The following is a 23,418-nucleotide window of genomic DNA, read 5'->3' as shown; positions in this document are numbered from 1 at the left end:
TCTGATGACTGACGATAAAGCCAGCCCGCGCCAAAACGATGTTTCCCTCTTTGTACTTCTCCTGTCCTGCCAGTGCCTTTAAATCTTCCGCCAAAGGTATCGCCATGAGTGTCGAGTTGATTCTGTTCAACGGTAAGTTTCATACGGTTGACCGTGCAAAGCCTGAAGCCACTGCGGTGGCGATCAGCGAGGGTCGTTTTGTTGCAGTGGGCGGCGACGCCGAGGTGATGGCGCTGCGCGGCGGCGCGACACAGGTGATCGACCTGCAAAAACGCACGGCGATTCCGGGCCTCAACGACTCGCATCTGCACTTGATCCGTGGCGGCTTGAATTACAACCTGGAACTGCGCTGGGAGGGCGTGCCGTCGCTGGCCGACGCCTTGCGCCTGCTCAAGGATCAGGCCGACCGCACACCCACGCCGCAGTGGGTGCGGGTGGTGGGCGGCTGGAATGAATTCCAGTTCGCGGAAAAGCGCATGCCGACGCTGGAAGAGCTCAATCAGGCCGCGCCGGATACGCCCGTGTTCGTGCTGCACCTTTATGACCGTGCGCTGCTCAACCGCGCCGCTTTGCGCGTTGTCGGCTACACCCGCGATACGCCGAACCCGCCGGGCGGCGAGATTGTGCGGGACGCGCAGGGCCACCCGACCGGCATGCTGGTCGCCCGGCCCAATGCGATGATTCTCTATTCGACGCTGGCCAAAGGCCCGAAGCTGCCGCTGGAGTATCAGGTCAACTCAACCCGCCAGTTCATGCGCGAGCTCAACCGGTTGGGCCTGACCAGCGCGATCGATGCCGGTGGCGGCTTCCAGAATTACCCTGACGATTACGCGGTGATCGAGCAACTGGCCCGCGAACAGTAACTGACGGTGCGCATCGCTTACAACCTGTTCACTCAAAAGCCAAAGGAAGAACTGACCGATTTCAAGAACTGGACAAACACCGTGCAGTTACATCAGGGGGACGATTTTCTGCGGCACAACGGGGCAGGGGAGATGCTGACTTTTTCCGCCGCCGACTTCGAGGATTTCCTCGAACCGCGTCCGGATCTGCCGTCGGGCATGGAGGACGATCTGGAGCCAGTCGTCCGTCATCTGGTCGAACAGCGCTGGCCGTTTCGTCTGCACGCGACGTATGACGAATCGATCAGTCGCATGCTCGACGTGTTTGAAAAGGTCAATCGCGACATTCCGTTCGAAGGTCTGCCGTGGTTTTTTGATCACTGCGAGACCATCACGCCGAAGAATATCGAACGCGTCAAAGCGCTGGGTGGCGGTATCGCGATTCAGGACCGCATGGCGTTTCAGGGCGAATACTTCGTCGAGCGTTACGGTGCCAAGGCCGCTGAACTGACGCCGCCCATTCAGCGCATGCTTTCCGAAGGCGTGCCGGTCGGCGCAGGCACCGACGCCACGCGGGTGTCCAGTTACAATCCCTGAACCTCGCTGTACTGGATGGTCAGCGGTCGCACCGTGGGCGGGCTCGAGCTGTATCCCGAAGGTTTACCGCGCGCGACCGCGCTGGAACTGTTCACCCATGGCAGCGCGTGGTTTTCGTCCGAGCAGGGCAACAAAGGCCAGGTCAAGGTCGGGCAGCTTGCCGATCTGGCGGTGCTCTCGGCGGATTACTTCAGCATCGAGCCGGAAGCCATCAAATGGATCGAATCGGTGCTGACCGTCGTCAACGGCAAGGTGGTGTTCGGCGCAGGCGACTTCGAAACCCTCGCGCCGCCCGGCGTACCCGTGTTGCCGGACTGGTCGCCGGTTGCCAGCGTACCGGGTCACTGGCGTCCGGCGGCACCTTTGGCGTCTCAGGTCCATCATTGCAGCGGCCCGTGCGCCGTGCATGCCCACAGTCATGATAAAGCGCGTTTTTCCAGAGCACCGGTCAGCGACTTCCAGGGGTTCTGGGGCGCGTTTGGTTGCTCATGTTTTGCGTTTTGATCCGCACGGGCAGTTGAAGTCAGGTGGCTTAAAACCATTAGAGACACCCATCAGCGATTCAGTGTGGCACGGTGCGGGACCGTGCCGCTGCGGTGACTATTCAGTCAGCTTTTCACGTAACTGCACGCCCGCAATCAAATTATGTAGTGATTAAAAATAATCACTACATAATCGTTGACGCGCTTCTTTTGCCCTTGCATTATGCAGCTGTCTCCCTGATCGGGAGCGCAGCAAAACGGTACTGAGCAGGCTCGACAAGCCGTCGAGATGTTCCCGGATGTAGGCTGCCCACAAGGCAGATTGATGAAGCTGACCTGGCATCGTCGTCGATAAAGGCGGGAAGCTGGCGAAACGTCCTCATGATGCTTGTAGCGGATCGCTTGTCGATTCCGGGCCGGGTCTTTGGGTTTCGTGACTTCTTCTCTGCAACGTTGACGCCGCTGTGTAGCGGCTTCTCATCAAGGCTACCTGCATGTCCTTGAGGGGCTGGAACTGTATTCGACGAACACTCCATCAGGGTTCGTGGATGACCGTCCGGCACATGAACTTGATGTATCAACTATTGAACAGTCTGCGAGTGAAGGAGCATCAACATGAATATCAACAAACAGCCGACTATCGATCAATTGGCTGGCCTGTTTGCCGCGCGCAAAGACACGCTGTACGATCACATTGTATGGATCGCCGAGTCCGGTGAAGTGCATGTCGATGCCATGGCGCCGCATACCCGGGAGTGCGAGTTCCGCGACGCCCATCCACAGATGCGTGTTGCACTGAAGATGTTCCGCCGTGGACAGGGCTACGTTGGCAAGAAGGCCGCTGCGGATCGCACGTTCATGGAAAACACGCTGCAAGCCTTGAAAAGCGAATGGCAGAAGACCCAGCGCCATTCGCATTCGCAGGTGGCCTGAGCTAGCGGCCGACTAAGCGGAGTCTGCTCCCGACCCCGGAAGGGAGCAGGCTGTATCAGCCAGATAACAGAACCGTTTCAGCTTTAACCCTGAATCATTGTCTTATTGTTGTACAAAACCAAATGAGTGGTATAGATTCCGCTCACGAGTCAGCGTGTATGGCGCTGTTTTTCCCGGTTTCGGTATAGACCACACCGCTGGCTCTCATGACTTTCTGGCCGTCGGTCCCTGACCCGGCGGTACATCTCCAGAGGTTGTCGATGCCCACGCGTGCGCCACGATGGTTATGGTTCCTGATTCTGCTCAGCGGCAGCGCCCTGGCAGACTGGCGTGAAGCGCTACCCAACGCGCAAGTGGTAGGCAGTGGCGAACTCACCCTGTTCGGGTTCCGCATCTACACCGCGAGGCTGTCCAGCCCGGCAAAGCCTTTCACGGCCGACGCGCCGCTGGCACTCGAACTCACGTATCACCGCGCCATCGACCGTGAAGACCTGGTCGATGCCAGCATCGATGAAATCAAGCGTATTTCCGGAGCCGCTGTCAGTGCTGATCAACTGACCGCGTGGCGCCAGCACATGCAGCAATCGTTCGTCGATGTGCAGCCCGGCATGAAGATTACCGGCGTTTATCTGCCTGGTCGTGAGGCGCGCTTCTATGTGGGCACTAAACTGCAGCACGTAGTCCCCGACAGCCAGTTCGCCAAGGCTTTTTTCTCCATCTGGCTTGACCCGAAAACCCGCAACCCGGAGCTGCGTGAAGAACTGCTCGGAAGTACCGGCTCATGATCAATCACGGAGGGCGCATGCTCAAAAAATGGATGGTGTTGCTGTGTCTGGGCCTGGCGCTGAGCGGTTGCGGCGGCGTGCCGGTCAGTCATTACAGTCAGGAAGCGCCGAAGCTCGATCTGCGCAAATATTTCACCGGACGCGTTGAAGCCTGGGGCATGTTTCAGAAGCGTTCAGGCGAGGTGACCAAGCGCTTTACCGTGGTGATCGATGGCCACAGTGAGGGCGAAGTGCTGGTCATGCACGAGGCCTTCAGTTACAGCGATGGCACTAAGCAGGTTCGCGAATGGCGCCTGCGCCCCAATGGCCCTGGCCGTTGGAAGGGTACCGCGGGAGACGTGGTCGGCGAGGCGTATGGCGAAGTGGCGGGCAACAGCTTCCACTGGAATTACGTGCTCAGGCTGCCGGTGGACGGTACCGAATACGACGTCAGTCTCGACGACTGGATGTACCTGATCGACGAGCAGACCATGGCCAATCGTTCGTCCATGAGCAAACTGGGTGTTGAAGTCGGGCAGATCACGCTGTTCTTTCGCAAGACCGGCATATAACCGGGCGGGCGGACAAGGCGCGCCGGTCAGCCGCCGGTCATGTTCATGAAGCGCACCACCTGTACACCGTCATCATGGGTGAAGTTGTGGCTCCAAGGCTTCAACTGCATCGCGTCGATAATGGCTTTCTCGAGTTTCTGCGGCTGACCGGGGTTGGCGCGCAATACCGCTTTCAAATCCACCGAATGCTCGTTACCCAGGCACAGCAGCAGTCGGCCTTCGACGGTCAGCCGTACGCGGTTGCAGGTGCCGCAAAAGTTATGGCTGTGCGGAGAAATGAAGCCGACGCGAATCCCCGGCGCTTCTGCCAGACGCCAGTAGCGCGACGGGCCTTGCGTCGAATCGGTAGACGGCACCAGCGTGTAGCGCTCGGCAATCCTCTCGCGGACCTGATCGCTGGAGTAGAAGGACTCGGCGCGACTGTGCTCGCTGATGATGCCCAGCGGCATCTCTTCAATGAACGAGATATCCAGATTGCGATCGATGGCGAACGCCAGCAGGTCGTTGATCTCGTGATCGTTGCGGCCATGCATGACCACGCAGTTGAGTTTGGTGTGCACGAAACCGGCGGCGTTGGCGGCGTCGATGCCGGCGATGACCTTGTGCAGATCACCCGTGCGGGTCAGCTCGCGAAAGCGCTGCGGGTCGAGGCTGTCGAGGCTGATGTTCAGGCGCGTGACGCCCGCATCAAACAGTGGCGCTGCGAGTTTATCCAGTTGCGAGCCATTGGTGGTCATGCACAGTTCGCGCAGGCCGGGCAGCGCGGCGATTCGTTCGCAAAGCCCGACCACGCCGGCACGCACCAGCGGCTCGCCACCGGTCAGACGGATCTTGCGGGTGCCCAGCGCGACGAAGCGCTCGGCCACCTGGAGGATTTCTTCCAGTGACAGGATCTGTTGCCGAGGCAGAAATGTCATCTCTTCGGCCATGCAGTACACGCAGCGGAAATCGCAACGGTCGGTGACCGACATGCGCAGATAATCGACTTTGCGGGCAAAGCGGTCCATCAGGACGGATTCTGACATTTCACCTTCTGACTGATTGATAAAGCTGTATTCCGTTTGGAGGCCAGCGCGTTGCAGGGGTTCAGGTCTTTTGCACACTGAACGCCGGGTTGCACCGGCGGACAGGCTGGCAGAGTGCCTTGTTTTGTCTTCATAGTAGCCATACAAGGCGCAGATTGCACAGGCTGTATGCCGCCACGCTAACCGAGACGAATTGCCGCAGTCCAATTGCTTGTTCCGATACGCTCATCGACAGGCTCTATGGCAACGGCGCTGGCACGCGCTGTTCAGTCAGAATTCGCCGCTGTACTGCGTTCATAGCGTTCGAGCAACGGCTGGATGCTGATGCCGTGCACCAGAATACTCAACGCCACCACCGACAACGTCATGCCGATGACGACGTGGCCGACGTCATCCGCAAGGCTGCCAATGCCGCGAATGCCGAACCAGCCGACCAGTGCCTTCTGCCGTGGGTTGAGCAGACGCCGACTGACCAGCAGCCAGACGCTCGCCGGGCGGATGACGCAAAACAGCGCCAGCCCAAGGCCGATGGCGCGCCAGTCCCAATACGACGCCAGTGCGGCGCCCAACAAGGTGATCAGCAGCACTTCCATGGCTCGCTCTACCAGGTTGCCGAACACCAGCATGTCGCCCATCATGACGCCGGCGGCCAATTGGGATTCGCTCAAGTCGTTGGTGTCGGCCACCGTGCCTTTTTCCAGCGAAGCCGTCATATGCCCGAGCACGGGCTGTGCCACGTGTTCCGACGGCACGTCCGAGCGGGTGGTGCGGACTTCGGCCTGACGCAAGCCGAAACCTGCGGCGAATACCGACAGAAAACCGAACGCGCCCACACTCTGCGCGACCACATACGCCAGCGCGATCAACGCCAGGGCCAGAAAATCGTTGGGCGACGTGGTGCTGTCGGCATTTTTGATGCGCAGAAAAATCATCAGATGCCCGACGCCGCGTCCCATGAAGTAGCCAATCAGCAAGCCCGCCGGGACGGCCCAGATCAAATCCTTGAGCAGCCAGTCCTCTATCCAGTTGGCCATGCCGCCACCGGAGGTCAGGTACAGCAACGCGAAGATCACGAAAGGAAAAGCCGTGCCATCGTTGAGCCCGGCCTCGCCGGACAGACCGAAGCGCAGCCGATCCTGATCCTGCGCGCTGTTGACCTGGACCATCCCCGCCAGCACCGGATCGGTCGGCGAGAGCATGGCACCGAGCAACACCGAGACGCCCCAGTCCAGCCCGATGAGGTAATGCGCCGCGACGCTGACCCCCGCAATGGTCGCCAGCATTACTGGCCCGGCCAGCCAGTAAGCCGAATGCCAGGCCTTGCCGCTCAACGGCAGGCGCAGCTTGATGCCGGTGCCGAACAGCGAGAACAGCACCGCCACTTCGGTCAGGCGCTCCAGCCATTCGTGGGATTCCTTGAAATCCAGATTCACCACATCGAGGCCCATCGGGCCGATGCCGAAACCGAATGCCAGGCACACCGCCGACGTGGTGACGGGCATCCAGCGCAGATAGGAAGAGGTGAGCGCCAGCAGCATCAACAGGACGCCGAGCACGCTCATGCAGACAATAAAACTCATAGACAAAGAACCATCGTTGAATGCGCCTTGAGAAGTGGGCGTAACGGTGGGACTGCGCTATGCGGCAATAAGTTGAAATAATTTGCCGGGTGGTAAAAAACGCCTGCCGCTGATGGTCAGCGGCCAGGCGGGCGGTGCGCTAGCGCTCGATGCTGCGGCTCCAGCGGGCGTTCCATTCAGGGCGGATGAGGTTGACCTGATCCCAATCGATGGTCACCGCGGTCTCCAGGTATTTTTCCATCGCCTCGACCTGAGCGCGCGTCTTGTCACTGGTCGGGGTTTTCGGGTTGGACGGGATCTGATCGCCGAACTCCAGCGCCGGAGCCTGCGCTTCAGGTGTGAGCAGATACGCGGCGAGCTTCTGTGTCAGTTCCGGCTGGTTGTTGTTGGCCAGCGTACATTCCGCCACGTTCAGCACTACGCCGCCTTCTTTGGGCGACGCATACTCCACCGGCACGCCCTTGATCTTCAATGCGGTCACCTGAGTAGGTGTCAGCGGAAACAGCGCAGCTTCGTCGGTTTGCACCATCTCGGAAATCTTCGCCGAACTGGCGATGTATTCCAGCACGTTGGGGCCGATGGTTTTCGGCCAGGCCTTGAAGCCGGGCTCGACGTCTTTCTCGCTGCCCCCCTGAATGCGGTTGAACATCAGAAAACCGTGCAGGCCGAAGGTCGACGAGGCCAGCGACTGGAACACCACCTTGTCCTTGAAGCGCTTGTCGGCCAGGTCCATCCACGAAGTCGGTGCGCTCCAGCCGTTCTCCTTGAACATTCGCGTGTTGTATGCCAGACCGGTGACGCCGAGGCTGACCGCCGCTGCCTGTTGCTTGATTTTCGCCTTGGCTGGCAGATCACTCAGCCCGCTGCTCGGTTGCAGGGTGTCGCACAGGCCCATGGAAATCGCCCGATACATGATGCCGTCGTCGAGGAAGATCACGTGCATCTGCGGGTTGTCTTTGCTGGCCTGCGCCTTGGCGAGGATGTCTGCCGAGGTGCCCGGCACAATCACCACTTTGACGTTATTGGCTTTCTCGAACGCAGGCAGGACCTGATCGGCATACAGCCGCTCCATGGTCCCGCCGTTCATGCCCAGATACAGCGTGGTTTGCGCTTGCGCAGGCAGGCAAAACAGCGCCGCTGCCAGAGGCAGGCATGACAGGCCGGTGCGGACGAAATGGTGGGGGTTTTTCATAGGGACGACCTTCCTCTGTGCAATGGGATGACGTTCGTAACGGGGTCAGGCTGAGCGGGAGATTGCTGAAAACGGCCAATGGAAAAGGCGTCGAGCGAGATCGACGAAGATCCCGCGCAGACCCATTCGGCCAGCGCTTCGCCCGCCGCCGGGCCAATCTGGAAACCGGCCCCGGCAAAGCCGAAACCATGCAACAGGCCCGGCCGGGTCAGGCTCGGGCCCAATACCGGCTCGCGATCCGGCAGATAACCTTCGGTGCCGCTCCAGGTGCGGATCGCCTGGGCACCGGCGAGTGGCGGATAGAGTTCGGCGGCGTTGCGCAGGATATCCAGCAGCGCCGCTTGTCCCGGTCTGGCGCGCGCCGGGTCGAGGGCAAACCCCTGGCCGCCGCCGAGCACACAATTGCCGCGTGCCACCTGCCGGGCATAGATCCCGCCGCCTTCGACGCCCGTGCTGACGTCCATGAACATCGGCAGCGGCTCGGTCACCAGCATCGCCGGATGCCCGGAATACATCGGCACCGGTTCGCTGAACTGTGCCGCCAGTTGCCCGGCCCATGCACCTGCGCAATTGAGTAGCCACGGCGCGCGCAGGGTCAGGCCGCTGATGGTGCTGACCATGAAGGCCTGGCCGTCATGGCTGACGTCGCTGACAGCCGCCTGTTCGAACACCTGCGCACCCGCCTGGCGAGCGGCGCGTGCGAAGGCCGGTGATACCAGGCGTGGATTGGCATGCCCGTCCTCGGCGCACAAGGAAGCACCGACTGCGACATCGCCCGACCACGGATAACGAGCGCGCAATTGTTCGCGGTCGAGCAATTGCAGGTTCAGGCCAAATTCGCGACTGGCCTCGGCGTAGGCGCGCAAGGCATTCATGTCCTGCTCGCTGCTCGCTGCGCGCCAGTTTGAGATGGCCGGAGCGCTGGTATTCACCGTCGATGCCGATCAGCTCACGCAGGCTGCCCCAGATCTGGTGCGCACGTTGTGACAGCGGCAATTGGGACAAAGGGCGGCCTTGACGTCGGACGCCGCCATAGTTGACGCCGCTGGAGTGCGAGCCGCAGAAGTCGCGCTCCAGCAGGGCGACGCGCGTGCCTTTGCGGGCGAGCGCCAGGGCGGCCGATGCGCCGACGATGCCGCCGCCGATGACAATCGCCTCGGTTTCAATCAGCGCGCTCATGGTAGCTGCTCCGCCGAGTGTGGCTCGACGCCGAACGGAATGGGCTTGATGGGCGCCTGGCCGCGCAGACGGCCGACCTGCTCGATCGAACGTCCGCTTTCGTGCGCGACGATCTCGGCCGCCGCCAAGCCGCACATTCGGCCTTGGCAGCGCCCCATGCCGACCCGGCACATGGCCTTGACCCGATTGATCTCCCAATGACCTTCCTGCACAGTGCTGCGAATGTCGCCCGCCGCGACTTCTTCGCAACGACACACCAGGGTTTCGTCCGGCACGTTGACAGCCCAGTCCTCGGGGAACGGAAAAGCCGTTTCCAGCCCGTGACGAAAGCGCTCGATGCGCTGCAAGCCGGTTTTCAAATCGCTGACACGCAGGGCGTCGACGTCGATACCACGGTCCTGCAACAGGCTCAGGGCGGCCAGTTCGCCGGCCATTTCCGCCGCGTCGGCGCCCATGATTCCCGCACCATCGCCTGCCAGGTACACGTCTGATACGCTGCTGCGCCCGCAGTCATCGCGCGCAGGCAACCAGGCGCGATTCAACGGGCTCCAGGCGAAATCGCAGCCCAGCAGGTCTGCCAGTTGCGTTTCGCTGCGCAAGGCATGGGCGAAGGCCACCGCATCGCAAGGCAGATCAGCGGGTTGATCACTGCGCGTCCACTGCACGCCGCTGACCCGCTGTTCGCCGTCGATGCGCAAAAGCTGCGCGCCTTGATGCACCGGGATGCCTCGAGCCGTCAGCCAGGCGCGGTAATACAGGCCCTTGGCGAGCGTGCCCGGCTGGCCGAGCAGTGCGGGCAGCGCTTTGCACTGGGCGGAGAAGGGTGCGCTGTCCAGCACCGCGACCACTTGTGCACCCGCCTTGGCGTATTGATAGGCCACTAGGTACAACAGCGGCCCGCTGCCGGCAAAGACCACTGTTCGACAATCGCACAGCCCTGATATTTCAGGGCGATTTGCGCAGCACCGAGGCTGTAGACGCCGGGCAGTGTCCAGCCGGGCACCGGTAGAATGCGGTCGGTGGCCCCCGTGGCGACGATCAACTGAGCGTAATCGACGGTCGCTGTCTTACCGTTTTGCAGGGTGTCGAGCTGTCCGTTCTCGGCGTTCCAGACCAGCGTCTGCGGGCGGTAGTCGATCTGGTGTGTCAGCGTGTCGAGGGTTTGATGCAGCGCCACCGCCTTGCCGCTTTCAAAACCGTACAGCGACTTGGCCGAGCGCTGGAAGTTTTCCGGCTGGCGACGATAGACCTGCCCGCCGCCGCGCAGGCCTTCGTCGATCAGGTACGCCTTGATGCCGTGGGCCAGCAGCGTCTGCGCGGCGCGAATGCCTGCCGGGCCGGCGCCGATGACGACGACGTTGCGCTCGTTCATGTCCGCCGCCCCGGTTCGCGATGCACCGTTTGACCGGTTTCCAGCAGCGTCGAGCAGGCGCGCACTCGCTGCCCATCGCCCAGACGCACCCAACAATCCTGGCACGCGCCCATCATGCAGAAGCCGGCGCGTGGCTCGGCGCTGAAATCGCTGCCGCGCAAGTGCTCACTGGCGGTCAGCACCGCTGTCAACAGGGTATCGCCCAATAAGCCGCTGGCCGGCTCGCCATCCAAGGTGAACGAAAGGGCCGGGCGGTCGCGTTCGACCAGTCGCTTGAGCAGTGCCATAACGTGAAAGCTCCGGGTTAATGTTTGCCGACCAGCACGCGATCCAGCCCGTAGACCCGGTCCAGCAGGATCATGGTGATGGCGGTCAGGGCGATGACCAGCGCTGATACAGCGGCCATCATCGGGTCGATGGATTCGGTGGCGTAGACGTACATGCGTACCGGCAGGGTCTGGGTGGCAGGCGAGGTGACGAAGATCGACAGCGTGACCTCGTCGAAACTGTTGATGAAGGCCAGCAGCCAGCCGCCTGCAACGCCGGGCAGGATCATCGGCAGAGTGATCTGGCGAAACAGCGTGAAACGGCTTGCGCCCAATGACTCGGCGGCGTGCTCGGCGCTGCGGTCGATACCGATTGCCGCAGCCAGCACCAGACGCAGCACATACGGAGTAATCACCAGCACATGGGCGAAAATCAGCCAGGTAAAGCTGCCGTTCACCCCCATCAGTGCAAACAGGCGCAGCATCGCCACGCCCAGCACCAGATGCGGAATGATGATCGGCGAGAGAAACAGCGCGTTGAAAAAGTTGCGGCCCGGGAATGTGTGTCGGGTGATTGCCAGGGCGGCCGGGACTGCGATCAGCGTCGCGAGGGTCGCCGAGATGAACGCCAGCACCAGGCTGTTGTAGAACGAGTCGATGAAATCGGCGCGTTCGAACACCGCCTTGAACCAGCGTAACGAGAAGTCAGTGGTGGGCAGGCTCAGGGTGTTTTCCGGGGTGAAGGCCACCAGGCACACCACCACCAGCGGGGCCATCATGAAAATCACCACCAATGCGTGAAACGACAGGGCCAACGGACCGTTCCTGGACATGAATCATTCCCCCAGAGTTTTCTTGTAACGGCTTTCGATCATCCGGTTCCACGACAGCATCACCAGCAGATTGACCAGCAGCAGCGCCACCGCGAGGGTCGCGCCCATCGGCCAGTTCAGTTCCGAGAGGTACTGGTCGTAGATCACCGTGGCGACCATCTTCAGGCGGCGTCCGCCAAGCAGGCCGGGAATGGCGAATGAACTGGCGGCAAGGCCGAACACGATCAGCGAGCCGGACAACACGCCGGGCATGACTTGCGGCAGAACGATCAGGCGCATCACTTTTGCCTGACTGGCACCCAGCGACAGCGCGGCCTGTTCGGCGGTGGGATCGAGCTTCTGCAAAGAGGTCCAGACCGGGATGATCATGAACGGCAACATGACGTGCACCAGCGCGATGATCACGGCAAACGGGGTGTACAGCAGTTTCACCGGTCGCCCGCCCATGAACTGGATCGCCTGATTGATCAGGCCGTCTGCGCCCAGCAGCAGGCTCCAGCCATAGGCCCGCACGACCACCGAGATCAGCAGCGGCGTGAGGATCAGAATCAGGAAGATCGAGCGCCACGGCGTGCCCATGCGGCTCAGAATGTAAGCTTCCGGCACGCCGATCAGCACGCACAGAAGGGTTACCAGCGCACTGATCCAGAAGGTGCGCAGGAAGATTTCATAGAAATACGAGTCGCTGAGCACGGCCGCGTAGTTGGCCAGCGTGTAGCTGTCACTTTTTACGCCGACCTGATAATCGAACACGTTGAACGACAGCATCAGGGTCAGGCCCAGCGGCAGCACCAGTAAACCGATATACAGCGCCAGCGCCGGGGCTGACAGCCAGTAGCCGCGTCTGCCCTGACGCATCCCGGTCAACAGGCTCATGCGCGCACCTCGTCGGCAGCCAGCACACGCAGCAACTCGTTTGGCCAGTCCATGCCGACCGGCGCACCTTCTTCAAGCGGCGCTTGCCCGTCGTTGCGGCGAACCACGGTTATTTCGCCGATGCCGGTCTGGATGCGATACAGCCACTGACTGCCGAGAAAATAGCGCGTGCTGATGCGTCCTGACAGGCGACCGCAGCCGGGGGCAACCAGATCGATTTTTTCCGGGCGCAGGCTGAAGGTCAGTGCGCCGTCGCCGGGCAGTTGTCGAATTTGCGGGCAGCCGTCACTGTCGAGGTCACCCGGCAACATATTGGCCTTGCCGACGAAACCGGAAATAAAGCGAGTGCGTGGATGCTCATAGAGTTTATACGGCTCGTCGATCTGGGTGATGCGTCCGGCCTGCATGACCACCACTCGGTCACTGATCGACAAGGCTTCCGCCTGATCGTGGGTGACCATCAATGTGGTGATACCGACTTCTTTCTGGATGCGGCGGATTTCGAACTGCATTTCTTCGCGCAGATTGGCGTCCAGGTTCGACAGCGGCTCATCGAGCAGCAGCACCGGCGGCTCGATCACCAGTGCCCGGGCCAGTGCAACCCGCTGCCGCTGGCCGCCGGACAACTCGCGTGGGTAGCGCGCGGCGTGCTGGCCGAGGCGAACCAGTTCCAGTACCCGGGTGACCCGCTGTTGCAGTTCGGCAGCGGGCACTTTGCGCATTCGCAGGCCGAACGCAACGTTATCGGCCACAGTCATGTGCGGAAACAGCGCATAGCTCTGAAACACCACGCCCAGACCCCGGCTGCTGGGTTTGGCGTGGGTGATGTCCCGACCGTCGAGCACGATGCGCCCGTCGCTGACGTCAACGAAGCCCGCGATCATTTGCAAGGTGGTGGTTTTGCCGCAGCCGGAGGGACCGAGCAGCGAAACGAATTCGCCCTTGTCCACGGAGAGGTTCGTTGCAACCACGGCGTCTATGGAGCCGTAGCGTTTGGAGAGACCTTCGAGCTGCAGAAATGCCATGCCTGCTTCCACCTGGATACGGGCGCGCCGAGGCGCGCGTTTGTCATGGGCAGATGCGAAATGAAGTCATGCAATTCTGTGGACGTTGGCGCTCGCTCTGAGTCGGCTACCGATGATTGTTCAAATCGCCCCTGTGGACTGAGAGTAGGACGAAGGCTAGGATGCGCTCAATGGCAATTTCACTGAATGACCTGTTTTTTTCAATTAATTCATTCAGTGATCATCAATAGAGAATTAACCATGAGTAATTCCAGTGATCGGAATGCTGAGGGTCGTGACGTTGGTGTCGGCGCAGTGTCCAGGTTGTTCGCCGTCCTGCGTTGTCTGGGCGACTGCGATGAAAGCGGGGAGCGCGTGACCCAATTGGCGCAGCGTGTCGGCTTGTCGCAACCGACCACTCACCGCCTGCTGCGCAGCCTGATGGACGAAGGCATGGTCGAACAGGATGTGCTCAGCAAGCGTTACCGGCTGAGTATCGAATTCTTCGCGCTGGCGGCCAAAGCCGGCAACAGTGGCAACCTGCGTGACCTGGTACGCCCAAGCCTGTTGCGCCTGTCTGCATCACTGGGCGACTCGCTGTTCTTGCTGGCGCGTAGCGGCTTCGACGCGATCTGTCTGGATCGCAGCGAAGGCCCTTACCCGATCCGCACATTCACCGGCGATATTGGTGGCCGGGTAGCGCTGGGTGTGGGGCAGGGCAGTCTGGCGATCCTTGCATTTCTGCCTGAAGACGAACGGGAAACGGTGATTGCCTACAACCTGCCACGCCTCAAGGACTTCCATCTGTATGACGAAGTGTTTCTCCGCTCGGAGGTCGCTAACGTGCGCCGCCTTGGCTACGCCGCCCGCAACACCGGCGCGCTGCCAGGCATGGCCGGGCTGGCCGTGCCGATTCTGGACCGCAACGGGCGTTCGGTCGCGGCGCTCAGTGTGGCAACCATCAGCGACCGCCTGGGCCCTGACCGGTTGATGACGGTGGTGGAGTTGCTCAAGCGCGAAGCGGCGAGCATCAGCGCCCGAATCAACCCCTTCGACCCGACGCTGCGGCGCCCCAGCCAAGTGTTCGGGCAGGCGGAGTAAATCGGCCTCCGGCGTCCGGCGTTATCTTGACGCCTGATTGCCTTGCTGACCGGTCGTCGCTGTTTTTAAAGATAAATTTGTATAAGCCGATGATGATCTCATTGGGCCATACGACTCCGGTTTCCAGAACGATCGTAAGGGATGAGGCCTGTCATGTTATGCGCGCTGACGCATACCTCTTTGTCTTCAGAGATCGTCGTGATGTTCAAATCCCTTAGGCTCCAAATTCTTGGTTTGCTTGGCGGTAGTCTGGTGCTTGTGTTGATCATTGCACTGGCCTGATTCAACTTCCTCTCCGATAACGTGCAAGCCTACCGCAGCCTTCTGAGCGGCCCGGTTCGCGCGTCTCAGTTGGTCGACGACGCCAATCTGCAATTCAAGATCCAGGTTCAGGAATGGAAAAACGTCTTGCTGCGCGGAAAGACGCCTGCCGAGCGCGACAAATACTGGGGGCAGTTCGAAGAGCAGGAGCGCAAAGTGCAGGGCACGCTGGGCCAGCTCGCCGATATGAAAGGCACTGATGCATCGCTGAAAAGCCAGGTGCAGACGCTGCAACAGGCGCATCTGACGCTGGGCACGGCTTACCGCACCGGCCGTGATGCCTTTATCGCGGCAGGCGGCGATGCTGCCGCAGGTGACGCAGCGGTCAAAGGCGTCGACCGTCCGACCAGTGAGCAGATGGCCGGTCTGGTTGACCAGTTACACACGTCCAGCGACGCGCAATCCATTGTGATCAGCAATGAAGCTGAACGGACTGTCCTGATCGGCGCTGTGGTGATGCTGGTGTCTGCGCTGCTGGTAGGGCTGCTGGCGCTGTGGATGGTCAACCGCAACCTGATCGCGCCGATCCGCATGCTTATCGAATACGTCGCCCAGCTGAGTGAAGGCAAGTTCGGCGCGCGTGTCGAGGTCATCCGGCAGGACGAACTCGGGCGTCTGGCGGTTGCCGCCAATACCCTGCGTGATTTCCTGGCTGATACGTTCAGTCGCTTGAAGCGCAGCACCAGCGACCTGGACACTGCGGGCGGCGAGTTGAATGCGATTGCCGAGCTGATGGCGCAGGGCACTCATGAGCAGTTTGAACGTACCGACCAGGTGGCCACTGCCATGACCGAAATGTCCGCCACGGCTCAGGAAGTTGCCCGACATGCGGCACACGCCGCACGCGCGGCAGATGAAGCTGATCAGAGCGCTCAGGATGGCGAGAAGGTCATGCAATCGACCATCGCCACCATCACCCGCATGCGCAACGAGATTTCTTCGACGGCCGATGTCATTCAGCGGCTGGAAACCGACAGCGGGCGCATCGGCAAGGTACTGGAAGTGATCCGCGGCATCGCTGATCAGACCAATCTGCTGGCGCTCAACGCGGCCATCGAAGCGGCACGTGCGGGTGAAGCTGGGCGTGGCTTTGCCGTAGTGGCCGATGAAGTCCGTACGCTGGCGCAGCGTACCGCCGTCTCCACCGCCGAGATCAACCAGATCATCAGTTCAGTGCAGACCGGTGCTTCTGATGCGGTGCAGGCCATTCAGGGCGGTCAGGCGCGCAGCGAGGAAAGCGTCGAGCAAGTCACGCACGCCGGAGCGACCCTGCAACGCATCACCGTGGCGGTGGAAAACATCCGCGACATGAACCGGCAGATCGCGACCGCCGCCGAGGAGCAGACCTCCGTGGCTGAAGACATTTCGCGCAATCTGACTGAAATCACGGCCATCGCCGTGACCAATCAGGACAACGTCAAACGTACCCAGAGCGCCAGTCATGACCTGAAAGGTCTTTCGGCAGGTCTCACCGACGTCATCTCGCGCCTGAGTGCCTGATGAATCCGACCGGCTCTTCGTCAGCGACGAGCCGGTCAGATTCAGGTGTTTACGCCCAGCCTGTGCGGCTCAAGCCTTCGGCCTTGAACACCAGCGCTTTCAGACCACCGTCGACGCGGGCGTCGGGGAATTCCGGAGGGTTTTCCAGACGTTCCTGAAAGCGCAGGCAGGGCGCTTCGATTGCCGTGTGCCCGATCAGAAAATCCGGCCCCAGAGCGGGGTCGTTCATGCACGCCAGCACAGTACCGTCTTCGTCGAGCAGCTCCGGCAAGCGACGCAGAACGCGCTGGTAATCCTTGTCGAGCATGAAGCTGCCTTTCTGGAAGGAGGGCGGGTCAATGATGATCAGGTCATACGGCCCGGAGCGAGTCACTTTGGCCCACGATTTGAACAGGTCGTGGCCTAAAAACGTCACGCAGCTCAGATCGTGATCGTTGAGCCGATGGTTTTCGCGACCGCGATTCAGCGCGGCGCGCGCCATATCCAGGTTCACCACATGGTCGGCGCCCCCGGCAATGGCCGCAACCGAGAAACCGCAGGTGTAGGCGAACAGATTGAGGATGCGCTTGCCCTTGGCCTGAGCTCGCACCCAGTCCCGCCCGTAGCGCATGTCGAGAAACAGGCCGCTGTTCTGCTTTTTGCCGAAATCGACCTTGTAGCGCAGGCCGTTTTCAGTGATCACCCATTCGTCCATGACCTCGCCAGCCAGCCATTGCGTGGTGCTCTGCGGCAGATAACGCTGTTGCAACAGCAAGGTGTGGGCCTGACTATGCTGCCACTGAGGCGTGTCGATCAGCCCGGTCAGCACCTGCGTCAACGCTTCCAGCTCGGACGCCTGCGGTTCCTTGAATACGCAGACCAGCAGCACGCCCTGCATCCAGTCGACGGTGACGTGCTCCAGCCCTGGCCACACGCGGCCGCGACCGTGAAACAGTCGGCGGGTTTCGTTCGGCACATGGCTCAGGGCATCGAGCAGATGGTGTTGCAGGGTCGCGAGTGCTTCAGGGGTCATGACAGCGGTCGGTGATGAAAGGCGGCGTATGGTAAACGTATTTCAGTTAAGGCCGAAACGCGATTGCGCACCCGCCACTCGGGTCATCCACACCGGCGACCCTGTCAGTGCTGCTGTCTGGTATTGCCAGTCGTTCAGAGCGGCTTGGCGCGCACGATTCTTTTCGCGCGGACTTCATCGGCATAGGCTTTGAGCTGATCGGCGTCGCTGTACAGTCGGTTGACCATCTGCAGGATGGCCGTGACGTCGACGTCTTTCATCTGCGAAGCGAGCTTGAGGATTTCTTCAGCCGTGTTCTCAAGGTTTGTTGCGGTGCCATTCAAGTGCTTTTTCAGCTCTTGAGTCGACTTATTGAGCGCCATACGTGTTCCTGTGCGAAGACCTGAAGTTCCATGCCCGGAGCATGGCTTTTTCCGCGATAACAAGCAATCGGGCTTGCGGGCTGACCGCGCATTGATACGCGCATTGATAGAGATATCGGCGTTTTTCCGGTCAGGTTTAGTTCGCATACGGTATTCAGTCGTCGCGGGTCAACACTTCCAGCAGTTCTATTTCGAATCTCAGGTCGGCACCGGGCTTGATATGAGCCCCGATGCTGCGGTCGCCATACGCCAGATGGGCGGGTACGAACAACCGCCGTTTGCCGCCCACCTGCATGCCCATCAGGCCCAGGTCCCAACCTTTGATGACGCGTCCAGTGCCGATCACGCACTGAAACTGCTTGCCACGCTCGTGCGAAGAGTCGAACACCGTGCCGTTTTGCAGCGTGCCGGTGTAATGCGTGGTGATCAGCGCACCCTTGACCACTGCTTTGCCAGCACCGATGTGTACATCGACGACCTGTAGATCATTGCTCATGCCGGATTATCCAGTGCGGTTGACGGGCTGGCTTTTTCGCAGAAATAACCGTCCGTGACAAGTTGCCGGAACGAAAACGGGGAAGCGTTCGCTTCCCCGTTCGGTCTGCACAAACTGTCGGTTCAGAGGTTCTGCGAACTGACGACCATGGCCTGAGCGATGTTTTCTTTCTGCTCCTGGGTGAAGCCGTCCCAGATGTTGGTCTTGGCGTAATAACCCAGGCCCGCCAGGCAGTAGAGGCTGAGGGTCAGGACGATGACGATCGACACGAAGGTCCAGCGGCCTTCGTCCTCGTTTTCCCGTGTGAAGCTGCGGGAATAGTTGTCCTCTGCATTGCGCAAGAACAGCGCGGACGACAGGCGCTTGAGCCACTGGAAAAAATGAACGACAACGATACGCAGCATGGGGAGGTCACCTCATAGATCAAGAAATCGGGTTGCCCGGATGCCATTGATGGCATCGGATGCAAAAGCTGAAAACGAAAAAAGCCCGTCTATTGACGAGCTTTCTTTTTATGGTTCGTGTCGGCAGGGCAAATGAACCGAGGTTCAAGGTCGTCTCGGACGTTGCGCTTGCATGACATTATGGCAACATTTTAAAACAAATGATTTTTCGCTTCTACCCGAAACAGGCTGTTATCAGACAACTGGTCGCCGTTAGCCGTGCGGCAAAACGTCGCTGCATGATTGCTCTGCGGGTGAATGGGGCGTTCAGCAACAGCGCTGACCCAGTCAATTCTTGTAATACTTATGTCAAGTGCGAAACCGATCGGCTTATTGTACGATCAGTGCCCGTATTGATTTTCAGGACTGTATGAATACCCTCCAGGAGCCTCCGAGTTGTCCTCCTTCTATCGTTTATGACCGGCCGATGATGTCCCCTTCGCTGAGCAGGCCATTTCATTCGAACGTTGATTTACCCCGTCCCTTGCACTGTACCGATTCCGGCAGGCCCTCACGTTCCAGTGTTGCAACGCCGTATCTGGCGTTGCGCCGTAGCGTCTGGTCTACAGTGACCCAAGCCACTTTCTGCCATTTTTCCCGTGAGGCTGCATAACTGCCATGGAATGGATCGCTGACCCTACGGCATGGCTTGGCCTGCTGACCCTCATCGTGCTGGAACTGGTGCTGGGTATCGACAACCTGGTGTTCATCGCCATCCTCGCCGACAAACTGCCGCCTGCACAACGCGACAAGGCGCGCGTTATCGGCCTTACGCTGGCATTGATCATGCGTCTTGGCCTGCTGGCGAGCATCTCGTGGATGGTGACGCTGACCGAACCGCTGTTCGAGATTTTCGAAAAAACCTTCTCCGGGCGTGACCTGATCATGCTGTTCGGTGGTGTGTTCCTGTTGTTCAAGGCCACCATGGAATTGCACGAACGGCTCGAAGGCCATGTGGCGCAGCGCGCCGGCAACGCAGCTTATGCGCTGTTCTGGCCCATCGTGGCGCAGATCGTCGTACTGGATGCAGTGTTTTCGCTGGACGCTGTGATTACGGCGGTGGGCATGGTTGAACACCTGTCGGTGATGATGATCGCGGTGATCTTCTCCATCGGCCTGATGATGATCGCCAGCAAGCCGCTGACCAAGTTCGTCAACAGTCGCCCGACGGTGATCATGCTGTGCCTGGGCTTCCTGATGATGATCGGTTTCAGCCTGACCGCCGAAGGCCTGGGTTTTCACATTCCCAAGGGCTATCTGTATGCGGCGATCGGCTTCTCGATTCTCATCGAAGTGTTCAACCAGATCGCCCGCAAGCGCAGCAAGAAGTCGGCGCACGGCCATCTGCCGCGCCGCGAGCGTGCGGCGCATGCGGTCATGCGTCTGTTGGGTGGCCGTAGACTGGAATCCGGTGATGTCGATGAGGAAATCACCGACATGCTTGAAGGCGAAAGCAACGAGCCGGTATTCGACCGTCGTGAGCGGGTGATGATCAGCGGCGTGCTGCAACTGGCTGAGCGTCAGATTCGCACGGTCATGACGCCGAGGGCAGAGATCGACTACATCGACCTGAACGACGATGCCGAGAAGATCCGCCTGAAACTGATGCATTCGTCGTACTCGCGACTGCCCCTGATCGGCGAACGCGGCATCGATGAGCCACTGGGTTTCGTGCACAAAAAGGAGCTGTTCAAAGAGCTGTTGTCCGGCAACGAGCCCGACTTGAAGCTGATGTCACGCAAGGCGATCAACCTGCTGGAAAGCTTCACGATCCTCAATGCCCTGGAACAGATGCGCAAGGAGTCGACCCACATTGCGTTTGTGGTCAACGAATTCGGTGATTTCATCGGCGTGCTGAGCATGACCGACATTCTGGAATCCATCGCCGGTCAGCTGCCGGATGCCAGCGAAGTGGAAGGCCCCGACATCGTCGTGCAGGGTGATGAATTCGTGGTCTCGGGTGCCTTGAACCTGAGCCTGATTCGCGAGCGCACCGGCTTCCAAGCCAAGGCGACCGAGGATTACCAGACCCTCGCCGGGCTGGTCATGAGCCTGCTCGACCGCCTGCCGTCTACCGGCGACAGCTTGAGCTGGCAGGGCTGGAACCTGAGAGTGGTCGGTGTGGAAGAGCGCCGCGTGACACGGGTCGTGCTGCAAAAACAGCCCGAAGTGAGCGCTGGTAAGTAAGCGCTGAGCTGTAAAAAAGCGGGGCCTGTGTGTTGTGAGCAGGCCCCGTTTTCATGTGAGCGCCAGCCTTATTTTCGGCGTGGGCGCGACACCACCGACTCGATATTCTTGCGACCGATCAGCCTGGCTTGGGCAGGTTCAGCAGCCACGGGGGCTTCAACCAGCCATTTGAACATCACCAGGCAGTCCACCAGCCCGAATCGGGCATGACGATAAGCCTTGGGCAAGCGCCCGACCGTTTCGAAACCCAGCTTGGCCCACAGTGCAACCGCGACTTCGTTGCTGGCCACCACCGAATTGAATTGCATCGCCAGAAAGCCGCTGTCCCGCGCCAGTTGCTGCGAGTGCTCGCACATCAACTGTGCCACGCCGCGACCGCGCGCTGCGTCCGTCACCATGTAACCGCAGTTGCAGACATGATCCCCCGGACCTGCCGCATTGGCTTTGAGGTAATAACTTCCCAGCAACTGACCGTCTTCCTCGGCAACCAGCGTGTGCAGCGGCAGCGTCAGCCACAGATTACGCGCCTGCTCGCGAGTGAGCGCAGGATCGTAAGCGTAAGTTTCCTGAGCAATGACGATGGCCTGAAAGGTGGGCCAGAAGCGGTCGAAGTCTTCCGGGGTCATGGGGCGGATCTGGATCATGAGGGGCCTGGGTGAAAGTGGGCTTGAACAATGGACCGTACGTTAGCGTGAGCGTGTTATCACTTCCAAGGCTTTTCGGTAAATTCGGCCGTTGGGGGAGTACGGTGTGGAGGAAATTCAAGTACTTGTTGAACAGCACTTCGTGCTTGAATCGAGCCTCGAAACCCAGCGTGATGTCGGTGCGGTGAGTGACGATCATCATACGCTTGCGGTCGATGGTGACAAAGTTGTACTCGCCCCATGGCAGGCTGTGTTCGTGGTGGATCGGGTTTTCCCAGTTCAGTAGCTTGAGCGCGGCGATGAACGCGATGGCGACCGGGCCGATCAGGAAGAGTAGCGAGCCGGTGAGAAGGGCGACGAAGACGAACAGCATGATGACGAACAGGGCGATGCCTTTGAACAGGCCGGACGCGAAGTCGGGGTAGTGGAGGTAGTACTCGACCGAGGCTCGGTCGGTTTTGATGGTGTAGTGGTAGATGGTTTTTTGGCGAATGAGCAGGCCTACGAAGTAGGCAAGAATACCGGCAAGCGCTAATAGCGTGCCCACTAGCAAATGGGGTGTTTCTGAAAAAGGTTTCCAGCCGCCCCAGATATAAAGCGAACTCGCGATTAGATAGAGGGCGGTAAATACAAGCTGCGTAATCATGATTTCTTTAGGGAGGCGCTGCAAAAATAGCCAACTGTCCCCACCCTTGGCACACTAAGTTCCTTCAACAGCCTCCCTCTCCTTGAGCGTTACGCGCGTGCAGAAGACCTTCTCCGAACTCGAATATACCGGCAAGAAAAAGCAGACTCGCCGAGATCGCTTCCTGGCTGACCTTGAACAGTTGGTGCCCTGGGCCCTGCTGGAGGCGCAAGTGGCGCCGTTTTATAGCAACACCGCAGGCAAGCGCGGACGCCCTGCGATAGGGGTGTCGCGCATGTTGCGCATGTACGTCGTGCAGCAGTGTTTCGGTTTCTCCGATGAAGGTTGCGAAGATGCCGTCTACGACAGCCAGGCCATCCGCGGTTTTATGGGTATCGACCTGGGTCGCGAGTCTGCACCGGATGCCACCACCTTGCTGCGTTTTCGCCGCTTGCTGGAAGTCCATCAGCTAACCCGGCTGCTGTTTGAAACGATTAACCAGCATCTGGCCAGCCGGGGGCTGCTGCTCAAGGAAGGCACTATCGTCGACGCTACTCTGATCGCCGCGCCGCCCTCGGTCAAGAACCGAGAAGGCAAGCGTGATCCTGAGATGCATCAGGCCAGGAAAGGCAATCAATGGCACTTTGGGATGAAGGCCCACATTGGTGTAGACGCCACGTCGGGGCTGGTGCACAGCGTAGTAGGGACGGCCGCTAACGTGGCGGATGTCACCCAGGTTGGCCAGTTGCTTCACGGTGACGAAACCTATGTTTCGGGTGACGCTGGATACACCGGTGCGGCCAAGCGACCGGAGCATGCTGAACGGGACGTTATCTGGTCGATTGCAGAACGGCCAAGCAGTTACAAGCAGCACGGCGAAGGCAGCGTGCTGTATCGGGTCAAGCGCAAAATTGAATATGCCAAGGCGCAACTGCGTGCCAAGGTCGAGCACCCCTTCCAGGTAATCAAGGTGCGCTTCAATCATCGCAAGGTTCGCTACCGTGGGCTGGAAAAGAATACAGCGCAGTTGTTCAGTTTGTTTGGGTTGGCCAATCTGATGCTGGCCAAGCGGTATTTACAACAGACGGCAGGATAAATCCGTCTGAAAGGCGGGACTGGCCCGCCTTTCAGCAAAATGAGGGCAGAAATCTGCTCGAGAAACGTAAAATAAGGCCGGCAGGTTGAAAAAAACCGGCTTGGAAATGGGGAC

18 protein-coding genes and 5 pseudogenes are annotated in these 23,418 nt (G+C 60.0%); 8 read left to right on the top strand and 15 right to left on the bottom strand.

Annotated elements, in window-relative coordinates; translation table 11 throughout:
• The first annotated feature begins 104 nt into the window (after positions 1-104).
• The 4 genes and pseudogenes from BLT55_RS09625 (at position 105) to BLT55_RS09610 (ending at position 4,190) form a co-directional block, all read left to right on the top strand.
• Positions 105-1,943 (top strand): annotated as a pseudogene (locus tag BLT55_RS09625) (amidohydrolase).
• Positions 1,944-2,536: 593 nt separating this feature from the next.
• Positions 2,537-2,854: a hypothetical protein gene (locus BLT55_RS09620; protein WP_054999783.1), complete on the top strand. Its 318-nt coding sequence runs from the start codon at positions 2,537-2,539 to the stop codon at positions 2,852-2,854.
• 260 nt (positions 2,855-3,114) lie between these two features.
• Positions 3,115-3,639: a chalcone isomerase family protein gene (locus tag BLT55_RS09615; protein WP_054999784.1), complete on the top strand. Its 525-nt coding sequence runs from the start codon at positions 3,115-3,117 to the stop codon at positions 3,637-3,639.
• A 17-nt stretch (positions 3,640-3,656) separates the two neighbouring features.
• Positions 3,657-4,190 (top strand): DUF3833 domain-containing protein, encoded by a 534-nt coding sequence (locus BLT55_RS09610; RefSeq protein WP_054999801.1) that lies wholly within the window; start codon positions 3,657-3,659, stop codon positions 4,188-4,190.
• Between the two features lie 26 nt (positions 4,191-4,216).
• Here BLT55_RS09610 and moaA read toward each other — a convergent pair whose 3' ends face one another.
• The 9 genes and pseudogenes from moaA to BLT55_RS09565 all read right to left on the bottom strand — a co-directional run bounded on the left by moaA (position 4,217) and on the right by BLT55_RS09565 (position 13,538).
• Positions 4,217-5,215 (bottom strand): GTP 3',8-cyclase MoaA, encoded by a 999-nt coding sequence (gene moaA, locus BLT55_RS09605; RefSeq protein ID WP_054999785.1) that lies wholly within the window; start codon positions 5,213-5,215, stop codon positions 4,217-4,219.
• Between the two features lie 266 nt (positions 5,216-5,481).
• Entirely contained in the window at positions 5,482-6,795 is a 1,314-nt protein-coding gene (locus BLT55_RS09600) for a cation:proton antiporter (RefSeq protein WP_054999786.1), read from the bottom strand.
• Positions 6,796-6,934: 139 nt separating this feature from the next.
• Positions 6,935-7,987: an ABC transporter substrate-binding protein gene (locus BLT55_RS09595; RefSeq protein WP_054999787.1), complete on the bottom strand. Its 1,053-nt coding sequence runs from the start codon at positions 7,985-7,987 to the stop codon at positions 6,935-6,937.
• Positions 7,984-9,166, bottom strand: a pseudogene (locus BLT55_RS09590) (NAD(P)/FAD-dependent oxidoreductase). The gene BLT55_RS09595 and the pseudogene BLT55_RS09590 overlap by 4 nt, the downstream one beginning before the upstream one ends.
• A pseudogene (locus tag BLT55_RS09585) lies at positions 9,163-10,538 on the bottom strand (FAD/NAD(P)-dependent oxidoreductase). Before BLT55_RS09585 ends, BLT55_RS09590 begins: the two co-directional pseudogenes overlap by 4 nt.
• Complete coding sequence (locus BLT55_RS09580) at positions 10,535-10,825, bottom strand: (2Fe-2S)-binding protein (protein ID WP_054999788.1); 291 nt, start codon at positions 10,823-10,825, stop codon at positions 10,535-10,537. Before BLT55_RS09580 ends, BLT55_RS09585 begins: the two are co-directional and overlap by 4 nt.
• 17 nt (positions 10,826-10,842) lie before the next feature.
• Positions 10,843-11,637 (bottom strand): ABC transporter permease, encoded by a 795-nt coding sequence (locus tag BLT55_RS09575; protein WP_054999789.1) that lies wholly within the window; start codon positions 11,635-11,637, stop codon positions 10,843-10,845.
• 3 nt (positions 11,638-11,640) lie between these two features.
• Positions 11,641-12,513 (bottom strand): ABC transporter permease, encoded by an 873-nt coding sequence (locus BLT55_RS09570; RefSeq protein ID WP_054999790.1) that lies wholly within the window; start codon positions 12,511-12,513, stop codon positions 11,641-11,643.
• Positions 12,510-13,538: an ABC transporter ATP-binding protein gene (locus tag BLT55_RS09565; RefSeq protein WP_054999791.1), complete on the bottom strand. Its 1,029-nt coding sequence runs from the start codon at positions 13,536-13,538 to the stop codon at positions 12,510-12,512. The genes BLT55_RS09570 and BLT55_RS09565 overlap by 4 nt, the downstream gene beginning before the upstream one ends.
• 240 nt (positions 13,539-13,778) lie before the next feature.
• Here BLT55_RS09565 and BLT55_RS09560 point away from each other — a divergent pair, with 240 nt between their 5' ends.
• Both BLT55_RS09560 and BLT55_RS09555 read left to right on the top strand, forming a co-directional pair.
• The gene (locus BLT55_RS09560) at positions 13,779-14,618 is read left to right on the top strand and encodes an IclR family transcriptional regulator (protein WP_054999792.1); all 840 of its coding nucleotides are present in this window, start codon (positions 13,779-13,781) and stop codon (positions 14,616-14,618) included.
• Between the two features lie 201 nt (positions 14,619-14,819).
• Positions 14,820-16,439: pseudogene (locus tag BLT55_RS09555) on the top strand (methyl-accepting chemotaxis protein).
• 49 nt (positions 16,440-16,488) lie between these two features.
• Here BLT55_RS09555 and BLT55_RS09550 read toward each other — a convergent pair.
• From BLT55_RS09550 to BLT55_RS09535, 4 genes are all read right to left on the bottom strand, one after another.
• The gene (locus BLT55_RS09550; protein ID WP_054999793.1) at positions 16,489-17,451 is read right to left on the bottom strand and encodes a class I SAM-dependent methyltransferase; all 963 of its coding nucleotides are present in this window, start codon (positions 17,449-17,451) and stop codon (positions 16,489-16,491) included.
• 134 nt (positions 17,452-17,585) lie between these two features.
• A complete protein-coding gene (locus BLT55_RS09545) occupies positions 17,586-17,813 on the bottom strand; it encodes a hypothetical protein (RefSeq protein WP_054999794.1) in 228 nt (75 codons plus the stop codon).
• Between the two features lie 154 nt (positions 17,814-17,967).
• A complete protein-coding gene (locus BLT55_RS09540) occupies positions 17,968-18,309 on the bottom strand; it encodes an FKBP-type peptidyl-prolyl cis-trans isomerase (protein ID WP_054999795.1) in 342 nt (113 codons plus the stop codon).
• Between the two features lie 122 nt (positions 18,310-18,431).
• The gene (locus BLT55_RS09535) at positions 18,432-18,713 is read right to left on the bottom strand and encodes a hypothetical protein (protein ID WP_054999796.1); all 282 of its coding nucleotides are present in this window, start codon (positions 18,711-18,713) and stop codon (positions 18,432-18,434) included.
• A 657-nt stretch (positions 18,714-19,370) separates the two neighbouring features.
• On the opposite strand from BLT55_RS09535, the gene BLT55_RS09530 reads away from it, so the two are divergent.
• Complete coding sequence (locus tag BLT55_RS09530) at positions 19,371-20,939, top strand: TerC family protein (protein ID WP_054999797.1); 1,569 nt, start codon at positions 19,371-19,373, stop codon at positions 20,937-20,939.
• Between the two features lie 68 nt (positions 20,940-21,007).
• Here the strand turns inward: BLT55_RS09530 and BLT55_RS09525 are convergent, their stop codons facing one another.
• Both BLT55_RS09525 and BLT55_RS33940 read right to left on the bottom strand, forming a co-directional pair.
• On the bottom strand, positions 21,008-21,583 hold the full coding sequence (locus BLT55_RS09525; protein WP_054999798.1) for a GNAT family N-acetyltransferase: 576 nt from the start codon (positions 21,581-21,583) through the stop codon (positions 21,008-21,010).
• Positions 21,584-21,642: 59 nt separating this feature from the next.
• A pseudogene (locus BLT55_RS33940) lies at positions 21,643-22,253 on the bottom strand (permease); the annotation flags it as partial.
• A gap of 73 nt (positions 22,254-22,326) precedes the next feature.
• Here BLT55_RS33940 and BLT55_RS09515 point away from each other — a divergent pair.
• The gene (locus BLT55_RS09515) at positions 22,327-23,304 is read left to right on the top strand and encodes an IS5 family transposase (protein ID WP_007247761.1); all 978 of its coding nucleotides are present in this window, start codon (positions 22,327-22,329) and stop codon (positions 23,302-23,304) included.
• Positions 23,305-23,418: the final 114 nt, after the last annotated feature.

Source organism: Pseudomonas cannabina (genome assembly GCF_900100365.1).
Classification (GTDB): domain Bacteria; phylum Pseudomonadota; class Gammaproteobacteria; order Pseudomonadales; family Pseudomonadaceae; genus Aquipseudomonas; species Aquipseudomonas cannabina.
The sequence above is the reverse complement of the archived record's forward strand: the minus strand, read 5'-3'. Positions and strand labels throughout refer to the sequence as shown.

Excerpts from the sequence above, each read along its gene's own strand:
- BLT55_RS09615 (WP_054999784.1), top strand. The coding sequence starts at position 3,115 with ATGCCCACGCGTGCGCCACGATGGTTATGGTTCCTGATTCTGCTCAGC.
- BLT55_RS09565 (WP_054999791.1), bottom strand. The coding sequence starts at position 13,538 with ATGGCATTTCTGCAGCTCGAAGGTCTCTCCAAACGCTACGGCTCCATA.
- BLT55_RS09575 (WP_054999789.1), bottom strand. The coding sequence starts at position 11,637 with ATGTCCAGGAACGGTCCGTTGGCCCTGTCGTTTCACGCATTGGTGGTG.
- BLT55_RS09560 (WP_054999792.1), top strand. The coding sequence starts at position 13,779 with ATGAGTAATTCCAGTGATCGGAATGCTGAGGGTCGTGACGTTGGTGTC.
- BLT55_RS09550 (WP_054999793.1), bottom strand. The coding sequence starts at position 17,451 with ATGACCCCTGAAGCACTCGCGACCCTGCAACACCATCTGCTCGATGCC.
- BLT55_RS09545 (WP_054999794.1), bottom strand. The coding sequence starts at position 17,813 with ATGGCGCTCAATAAGTCGACTCAAGAGCTGAAAAAGCACTTGAATGGC.
- BLT55_RS09535 (WP_054999796.1), bottom strand. The coding sequence starts at position 18,713 with ATGCTGCGTATCGTTGTCGTTCATTTTTTCCAGTGGCTCAAGCGCCTG.
- BLT55_RS09620 (WP_054999783.1), top strand. The coding sequence starts at position 2,537 with ATGAATATCAACAAACAGCCGACTATCGATCAATTGGCTGGCCTGTTT.
- BLT55_RS09530 (WP_054999797.1), top strand. The coding sequence starts at position 19,371 with ATGGAATGGATCGCTGACCCTACGGCATGGCTTGGCCTGCTGACCCTC.
- BLT55_RS09540 (WP_054999795.1), bottom strand. The coding sequence starts at position 18,309 with ATGAGCAATGATCTACAGGTCGTCGATGTACACATCGGTGCTGGCAAA.
- BLT55_RS09600 (WP_054999786.1), bottom strand. The coding sequence starts at position 6,795 with ATGAGTTTTATTGTCTGCATGAGCGTGCTCGGCGTCCTGTTGATGCTG.
- moaA (WP_054999785.1), bottom strand. The coding sequence starts at position 5,215 with ATGTCAGAATCCGTCCTGATGGACCGCTTTGCCCGCAAAGTCGATTAT.
- BLT55_RS09580 (WP_054999788.1), bottom strand. The coding sequence starts at position 10,825 with ATGGCACTGCTCAAGCGACTGGTCGAACGCGACCGCCCGGCCCTTTCG.
- BLT55_RS09525 (WP_054999798.1), bottom strand. The coding sequence starts at position 21,583 with ATGATCCAGATCCGCCCCATGACCCCGGAAGACTTCGACCGCTTCTGG.
- BLT55_RS09595 (WP_054999787.1), bottom strand. The coding sequence starts at position 7,987 with ATGAAAAACCCCCACCATTTCGTCCGCACCGGCCTGTCATGCCTGCCT.
- BLT55_RS09610 (WP_054999801.1), top strand. The coding sequence starts at position 3,657 with ATGCTCAAAAAATGGATGGTGTTGCTGTGTCTGGGCCTGGCGCTGAGC.
- BLT55_RS09570 (WP_054999790.1), bottom strand. The coding sequence starts at position 12,513 with ATGAGCCTGTTGACCGGGATGCGTCAGGGCAGACGCGGCTACTGGCTG.